The sequence below is a fragment of the Alysiella sp. genome, from assembly GCF_030525755.1.
Lineage (GTDB): Bacteria > Pseudomonadota > Gammaproteobacteria > Burkholderiales > Neisseriaceae > Simonsiella.
Map to the genome: position 1 here is coordinate 22,839 of NZ_JAUNEC010000021.1, position 6,581 is coordinate 29,419.

The following is a 6,581-nucleotide window of genomic DNA, read 5'->3' on the forward strand; positions in this document are numbered from 1 at the left end:
CTTGATTGAAATCAAAAAACAAACTACTTACAAAATATACCTTTGATAAAGTTATGAAAGAGAAACCGATCTAAAAATGTCGAATGATGATAAATCATTTTACGATTGATTTCAGTTACAGTTCACCTGAAAAGTGACAGTAACCTAAATCACAACTTTAATTCTTGGGTATGGCTAAAAACTATTCTTTCTTAACAGAAGGCAATTTTGACACTAAACGCAATGATACTGTTAAACCTTCTAATTGATAATGTGGCCGCAAAAAGAATTTAGAAGTGTAATAACCAGGATTATCTTCTATCTCTTCAACAATAACTTCCGCAGCAGCCAAAGGTTTACGCGCTTTGGTTTCTTGTGTGGAATTGATGGGATCGCCATCCACATAATTCATAATCCATTCATTCAACCATCTTTCCATGTCCTCTCGTTCTCTAAATGAACCGACTTTGTCACGTACAATACATTTTAAATAGTGAGCAAAGCGACAACAAGCAAACAAATATGGCAAACGAGCAGATAATCTTGCATTTGCAGTTGCATCAGGATCGTGATATTCAGCAGGTTTGTGCAAAGATTGAGCACCAATAAATGCAGCCAAATCAGAATTTTTACGATGTACCAAAGGCATAAAACCCAATGAAGCAAGTTCTGCTTCTCGTCTATCACTGATGGCAATTTCTGTTGGGCATTTCATGTCTACACCCCCATCATCAGTTGGGAATGTATGGCAAGGTAGGTTTTCAACCAAGCCACCAGATTCTACACCGCGAATCGATGTGCCCCAGCCATAATATTTGAATGAACGATTGATATTGACTGCCATGGTATATGCAGCATTCGCCCATGTGTATTTATTATGATCTGAACCATCCGTTTCTTCTTCAAAATCAAATTCATCAACAGGATTGGTTTTCGCACCATAAGGTAAACGAGAAAGAAATCTGGGTAATGCTAAACCAATATAACGAGAATCTTCTGATTCGCGTAAACTTCTCCAAGGTGCATACTCAGCTGTTTGGAATATTTTGCCCAAATCTCTTGGATTGGCCAATTCTTGCCAAGATTCCATTTGCATTAATTGCGGTGATGCACCAGCAATAAATGGACAATGTGAAGCAGCTGCAATTTTTTCTAAACCATTTAGCACTTCAACATCAGGGGCTGAATGATCAAAATAATAGTCACCAACTAAACAGCCAAATGGCTCCCCACCAAATTGCCCATATTCTTCTTCATAGATGCGCTTAAATAGAGAACTTTGATCCCACGCAATACCTTTAAAACGTTTTAAATTACGTGAAATTTCTTTTTTGGAAATTGGCAACACCTTAATTTTCAATAAGTGATCGGTTTCAGTATTACTTACCAAATGATGAAGTCCACGCCACGCACCTTCCAATTTTTGAAATTCTTCATGATGAAGAATCAAATTAACTTGTTGGGACAGTTTACGGTCTATCTCGGCAATCATTGCTTCTATCGTTTGATAGGTATCATCCGAAATGGTTACTGCCTTTTGTAGAGCCTGTTGTGCCAAAGTCACAACAGCATGCGTAATTGCATTTTGGGTTTCTTCTGTTTTAGGCTTAAATTCTTTTTGCAACAATTGTTCAAATTCACTATTGGAAAAAGTATGTGCAGCATGAATGCCTTGATTTTGCAATTCTTGTTGAGCCATATTTTGTATCTCTGTTGATTTTTTGAAGATTACTCTGCCGAATTTTTGGCAGTAGCTGCGATGGTTTTTAAAAGCTCATCATCACCTAAGACTTTACTAATTAAATCTTCTGCACCACTTTTACCATCCATATAGGATAACAAATTGGATAATTCGGTTCTCGCTTGTAATAGTTCATTTAACGGCGCAACCTGTTTGGCGATTGATGCAGGTGAAAAATCATTCATACTTTCAAATTTCAATTCCACTTGTAAGTTACCTTGTCCTGTTAAAGTATTGGGTACATCCAATACCAAACGAGGTTTTAATGCTTTCATGCGGTCATCAAAATTATCAACATCAATTTCCAAAAATTTTCGTTCAGATATTTCAGGCAAAGGTTCAATAGGTTTACCTACTAAATCAGCCATAACGCCCATTACAAATGGCAGTTCAATTTTCTTTTCCGAGCCATATAACTCAACATCATATTCAATCTGAACACGTGGAGAACGGTTTCGGGCAATAAATTTCTGACCAGAATTGTTCTTTGACATTTGATTTTCCTTTAATATCCAATATTAATGACTGATTCTAATTCGTTACATCATAATGTGCCAATACAATTTAAGTAAGTACCATGATCATGCTTCACGTTCAGACTTCCCAATTAATACTTCTAAATTTGGAATGCTCTCGGGACTAATATCCATCATAATGTCGTAAAAATTCATATTCATGAATTTTTGTACACGGCGAATCAAAAGTGGTGCAGGATGACTCGGTTCAAAATTTTCAAAATAAACACAAATTTTTTCCAAAACCAAATCAACATCAGCACGATTCTGAATATTTAAATGACGCCAAGCATCAACATCAAGACATTTGTTGACTTTTTCAGATTTGATTGATATCGCGTTATTTACTTCTTGAGTTATTGTTTCTTTTATGGAATCTGTATCATATTGAGAAGCTGAAACTTGTTCAATTGCCATCAATCCTTTTAACACAGGTGAAAAATCCAAAACCCCATCATCACCTAAATGCTTAATAAAAATTTGCTGTATTGCTTGTAGATGCTGTATAGATAGGCGTATTGCTTGTAACTCTGGCTTTCCTGTATCAACACCAACACGAATATCCAAAATTAAACGTTCACGTCCTCCTAGATAGTTTGAATTATCTTGCCCTTGCAAAACTGCCAATGCTTCACGTACAGTAATTGCCTGTTGAGCCAAACCATTGACCAATAATGGGCAAGACAACAGTTCTTTGGCAATACCATCCGCAACAGAAAACAGGCTTAATGCATTAATACGATAAAATGGATCATATTCTCCGTCTTCATCTTCAAGCAAGGGATACACGGTATCCCAAAAGCTTTCCAAATTGATTTTCAGTGCTTCGCATGCAGCAGCAAATCCCTGTAAACCATATTTTGCCGTTAAAGCTTGTGTATAATAGGCAAACAGACGCAAATCTTTTGATTCTGCTAATAGCTGATAACACAGTTTTTCAACGGTACGCCATTCTGGATCTTGTGCAGGAATAATCGTATCGCCATACTGCTGCTCAGCTTTACCTTCTGCGGCATTTTGCAGTTCTAAAAAACGACTGTCATATTCAATATTCACACCTGAAGGTGCATCTGCTGAAATAGCGGTTTCCCAAAGTGGAAATGTTTTCATGGTTACATCCCATCAAACACCAAATTATCCAAATAATTTATTGAATAAAAAACAACTTAATACATTTGCTGATTCTATCGCCTGTTTATTATTGCATTCAAACCAGAGACTGCCATTTTGAGAAATGCGTTCTAGAGAAAACGTTTCAGGCAAAACAATGTCATTCTGATTTTTTGGATGAGAATCACATTCGTTTATTAGATTGCTTATCAAAAATACCCCTTGTTTTACATATTTTGCAAAATCAAAAGCAATCTGAAAAAAACGTTGCAGCCCTAACCTTAAACAATCTGGTGAGTGTGTCTTGGCACAAACAACAAAAGGACAAAAACGACCTTGCATATCTTGGCTAGGCGATATCAATCCATACATAAAACCATTTTCTGTTGCAATAACAAATAACCAAACAGAATGATTGTTCTTTACTTTACCAGTAAAATGCAATTGTGTATTGGCGCATTTTTGAAACCATGTTTGCCAAAAATTTTTGTCTTCAAGTGATAAATCTGTGGATTGAATAAAATCTCGGTGTGTTTTTAATTTACCAAAAAATAAACACTTTCTGTGTGGCTCATCACATTCTCCCTGATGATTCGGTGTATCTGCAAATTGCCCTATAACAGATATGTCCCGAAAATAATTAAGCCTGATAAATACTTTACTTCATTTCAACTGAATAGGCAACTTGAAAAATAAAGCAGAGAACTGAAAATTTTTAGCATATTGATTAAAAATCATTTTTAAATAGAGCTTTTTTGGATTGATTTTTCTTTCAATTTGAAACACAATATCATCCCAATAATCCATACTTTCTGGAATTAAGTTAGTTTCAATCAATTCAACTAATTAGATTAGAAAGTTAATCGATGGCCTTACAAAAAATCGCCCGCCGCGACAGCGGTTATACTGTTGTCTTTACTGTTCCCGATTTTTGCTTTGTACCAGGGGTTGTGCCACCTGTTCCTTTCCCCCTGTTTACCAATCTTGGTCAGGCCAAGCAGACCGCCAAAAATGTCCGCATCAATGGTAAACCTGCTTTTGTTCACAATGCTTCTGCCGCTCCGCAAACCTTTGGTGACCAACCCGGTGTGCGTAAGGGCGTAATTTCGCGTACCGTAGGTGCAAAAGCATGGTCCAAAATGCACAGTTCCTCCGTTCGCATTCACAAATACAAAATTGTCCGAACAGGCGATATTTTCATGATGAACGGCAAGTTTAAGAAAAAATTCAAGAAATCCAATACTTGTCTTTCATGCAAAGCAGCCACAGCCATCGGACGTCCCATCAACCCCATACTCGGCATCAAATTCCTAACCGAAGCCCCAGACTTCACCTACGGCGGTATCCTCCCGTTGGTGTGGCAACGCAGCTACTACTCCGACCAACAAGGTACAGGCTGGCTCGGGCAAGGGTGGGCGACCCCTTTCTCACAACAACTGCACCGTTCTGAACACGGCTTTGTCTATATTGACGAGCAAGGTCGTGCATTTCCTTTGCCCGATATGCAAGCAGACGAAGAACCCATTTTCCACGAAAGTGAACAAATCTGGTTTTCCTGCGATGAAGCAGGACATTGTTTTATCGCCAATCTCGATGGTTCACTAATATTGCGCTTTGCTCCTTTAACCGTCTCCAACGATGACCCAAGCGGTCAAATGTGCAGCCAATGGGCATTGGTTGCCATTGAAGATGCCAACGGCAATCATCAACGCATCATTTACCATCATCTCACTGGATTGCCGCAATATGTTATTGACGGTAACGGGCGGGTGTTCTACCTGCATTTCGGCAATGTGGCAGAACACAAAACACATTCCCCATTATGGCGTTTGACTGCCATTTATCAGTTGCCCCATTTACCTGAGTTCAACACCGACCTTGCAGGCAGCCTTCATCATCAGCGTGCTTTGGTGCGTTATGATTATGCACCCGATGGCGATTTACTCGCCGTTTACGACCAAAGCGGTGCATTAACCCGTTCGTTTGCCTACCGCAATCACATCATAGTTGCCCACACCGATGCGGCTGGACTGGTTTCCGAATACGAATACGACCAATACAACATCCATGGCAAGGTTGTACGCAACTGGACTTCGCTGGGCGAAGAATGGCGTTTGATTTATCATGACACCTACACCGAAGTAACCGACATTCTGGGGCGTACCGAACAATACCATTACGATGACAACAACGAACTGACCAAACGCGTCTTCGCCGACGGCAGCGAAGAATTGATGGAACGCGACCACCTCGGCCGTCTGCTCAGCCACACCGATGCCATGGGTCGCATTACCCGCTACCGCTACAGCAGCGAAGGTCAAATCGAGACCATCGTCCGCCCCGACGGTGCCATGCTGCATTTCGACTACGACGACACTTACCGCCTTATCCGCAAAAGCGATGCCGAAGGTCGTTACGACAGCTATACCTATGACGAAGCTGGCAATCTGCTCACCCACACCGACCCGCTCAAACACACCACCCGTTTCGAATATGCCCGCAACGGTTTGCTGATGTCGGTAACCGACCCCAAAGGCAGCACCACCGAGTATCACTACGACCATAACCACCAGCCCGAACTGATTACCGACTGCTCTGGCCACCAAACCAAACTGGCCTACACCCCCGAAGGACAGTTGGCACACATCACCGATGCCTTAGGTCAACACACCGAATACCACTACGATGCCAATCGAAACCTTACCCTCGCCCTCTATCCCGACGGCAGCAGGGAAAGCTTCAGCTACGACACCGCCGGCCGTCTGAAAGCCCATACTGACGCAGAAGGGCATACCACCGCCTACGAATACGGCCAAGACGGTTTGCCGACACAACGCACCAATGCACTCGGCCACACCTTTGGCTACCACTACGACCGGGCAAGAAGGCTCATCGGACTTACCAACGAAAACGGTGCCCGCTACCGCTTCGCCTACGACGCGCTCGACCGTTTGGTGGCCGAAAGCGGCTTTGACCACAAACTCACCACCTATCATTACAACCAAAGCGGCGAACTCGTTCAACAGAGCGAATACGGCAACGATGCCAGTATTGCCACCAAACTGATGGCACAATACGGCGAGCAAACCATAAAAAGCAAAGACAGAACACCACTGATTGACAGTTTCAAAGACAAAACCCCGCTCAGAACCACCGAATTCCGACGCGACATCCTAGGCCATCTGAAACACACCCTTGCCCACGACAGCAAAGGCAACATTCAAGAAACCGCCTAT

The 6,581-nt window shown here is 41.5% G+C and carries 5 protein-coding genes; 1 reads left to right on the forward strand and 4 read right to left on the reverse strand.

The genetic code is table 11. The annotated features are described in order from the left end of the window. Positions 1-181: 181 nt before the first annotated feature. From tssC to Q4B82_RS05390, 4 genes are all read right to left on the reverse strand, one after another. Positions 182-1,678: a type VI secretion system contractile sheath large subunit gene (tssC, locus tag Q4B82_RS05375; RefSeq protein ID WP_303065402.1), complete on the reverse strand. Its 1,497-nt coding sequence runs from the start codon at positions 1,676-1,678 to the stop codon at positions 182-184. A gap of 29 nt (positions 1,679-1,707) precedes the next feature. Further along, on the reverse strand, positions 1,708-2,214 hold the full coding sequence (tssB, locus tag Q4B82_RS05380; protein WP_303065403.1) for a type VI secretion system contractile sheath small subunit: 507 nt from the start codon (positions 2,212-2,214) through the stop codon (positions 1,708-1,710). Positions 2,215-2,301: 87 nt separating this feature from the next. Further along, a complete protein-coding gene (gene tssA / locus Q4B82_RS05385; RefSeq protein WP_303065404.1) occupies positions 2,302-3,345 on the reverse strand; it encodes a type VI secretion system protein TssA in 1,044 nt (347 codons plus the stop codon). A 24-nt stretch (positions 3,346-3,369) separates the two neighbouring features. Next, a complete protein-coding gene (locus Q4B82_RS05390) occupies positions 3,370-3,996 on the reverse strand; it encodes a TagF domain-containing protein (RefSeq protein ID WP_368501332.1) in 627 nt (208 codons plus the stop codon). 215 nt (positions 3,997-4,211) lie between these two features. Between Q4B82_RS05390 and Q4B82_RS05395 the strand changes: the two genes are divergently transcribed. Further along, positions 4,212-6,581: PAAR-like domain-containing protein (locus Q4B82_RS05395; RefSeq protein ID WP_303065405.1), on the forward strand; the 2,370-nt coding region annotated here is incomplete at its 3' end.

What these genes read in the sequence shown, in the direction of transcription:
- tssC (WP_303065402.1), bottom strand. Translation starts at nt 1,678, where the DNA reads ATGGCTCAACAAGAATTGCAAAATCAAGGCATTCATGCTGCACATACT.
- tssB (WP_303065403.1), bottom strand. Translation starts at nt 2,214, where the DNA reads ATGTCAAAGAACAATTCTGGTCAGAAATTTATTGCCCGAAACCGTTCT.
- tssA (WP_303065404.1), bottom strand. Translation starts at nt 3,345, where the DNA reads ATGAAAACATTTCCACTTTGGGAAACCGCTATTTCAGCAGATGCACCT.